The organism is Ruania albidiflava DSM 18029 (assembly GCF_000421225.1).
Classification (GTDB): Bacteria; Actinomycetota; Actinomycetes; order Actinomycetales; family Beutenbergiaceae; genus Ruania; species Ruania albidiflava.
The window spans coordinates 1-1,508 of the sequence record NZ_ATWL01000056.1 but is presented as its reverse complement, the minus strand read 5'-3'; the positions used below and the strand labels follow the sequence as shown (position 1 = coordinate 1,508).

Genomic DNA, 1,508 nt, shown 5'->3' with positions numbered 1-1,508 from the left:
CCCTGGTAGTAGACCTCGCCCGGTGTGGTCTGCCCGAGCAGGTCGCTGACTGTCACGAAGGTGAAGCCTTCCTCGCGGAGCGTCTCGATCACGTCGGGCACGGCCTCGATCGTGGTGTCGTGGATGTCGTGCATCAGCACGATGGACCCTGCGGTGGCCTCGGCGGCGTTCGCCACAGTCTGCTGCGGGTCGTGGTGCTGCCAGTCCAGGGTGTCGATGTCCCAGGCCACCTGGGCCATGCCGAGCTCCTCGGCGACAGCCGCTACGGTGTCGTTCGTTGCGCCGTAGGGCGGGCGGAGGGTGGTGGGTTCGCTGCCGGTGATCTCGGCGACGACCTCGTTGGTGTGCTCCACCTCCTCGCGCACCTGATCTGCCGACAGAGCGGACAGGTCGGGGTGCTGCCAGGTGTGGTTGCCCACCTCGTGCCCGTCGGCGACCTCGCGGGCGATGAGGTCGCCGAAAGCGTGCGCTTGGCTGCCGAGCACGAAGAATGTCGCGGGTACCTCCTCGGCGGCCAGGATGTCCAGCAGCTCCGGTGTGGTGCTCGCAGATGGCCCGTCGTCGAAGGTCAGCGCCACGCACTGTTCTTGGCTGCAGTCCACCTCCTCCTGGTCGGGAACCTCGGGGGGTTCGGGCACATCCTCCGGGCGCGGCTGCAGCGAGGCGTCCAACGCCGCATGGCCGGTGTCGCTGAGCCAGCCGTTGTCCGCGGGGGCGGCCAGGGCGACTGCGGGTGCGCCTGCGGCACCGGGGGCGACGGTGTGCGAGTCGAAGCCAACGAGCAGGTCGCCGGCTTCGCTGAACCCGACGGCCGGGTCACCCTCGCGCAGGGTCTGCTCGACCGCATCGCCGTCCGCGTCGATGTCCACCTTCTCCAGCTCCGCGAGCACTGCGGTGGTCACCTCGTCGAGGGCGTCCTCGGTGAGGAGGTCCTGCCAGCCCAGCAGCTCCCCGGCGTTTGGGTCGTACCAGACCACGCGATGGGTGGACGCTGTGCTCGCGCCCGGGCTGAAGGTGGTGGTGAGCTCGAAGCCCAGGATGTCCGCCGAGACGGCGGTGGCAGTCCAGGTACCGGACATCCAGGATGTGATGTCACCGGCCTCGTTCTTGGCTGCCAGATAGTCCTCCAGGTACATCTCACGCTGCTCGTCGGCGATCGCCTGCAGCGAGGAGTTGAAGGCCTCGTGCGCCTCCAGCTGTGGAACCAGCACGTGAAACTGGGCGTCGTTGTCGCTCGCGGTGTAGGTGGACAGACCGGGCACGGATGACGGGTTGACCGTCCCGATCTGGGGCCACTGTGGCCTCTGCTCCTCGGGAGACGGAGATTCTGATGGTGGCTGGTCATCGTCGGGCTGCTCCGTCGGAGTGCACCCAGCGAGTGCGAGCAGCGCGGTACCCAGCAGAGCGGTGAGCAAGAGCGGGGTGGATCGAGACACCGCTCGATGGTAGGTCCGGTGAGCCCACGTCCCGGTGACGAGAACAGCCCGTGTTGGTCGAGACGGCCCGCA

The 1,508-nt window shown here is 68.2% G+C and carries 1 protein-coding gene; it reads right to left on the bottom strand.

The window, feature by feature from the left end; genetic code table 11:
• A partial coding sequence (locus tag K338_RS24180) for a polysaccharide deacetylase family protein (protein ID WP_022919802.1) occupies window positions 1-1,262 on the bottom strand: 1,262 nt, incomplete at its 3' end.
• Between the last annotated feature and the right edge of the window lie 246 nt (window positions 1,263-1,508).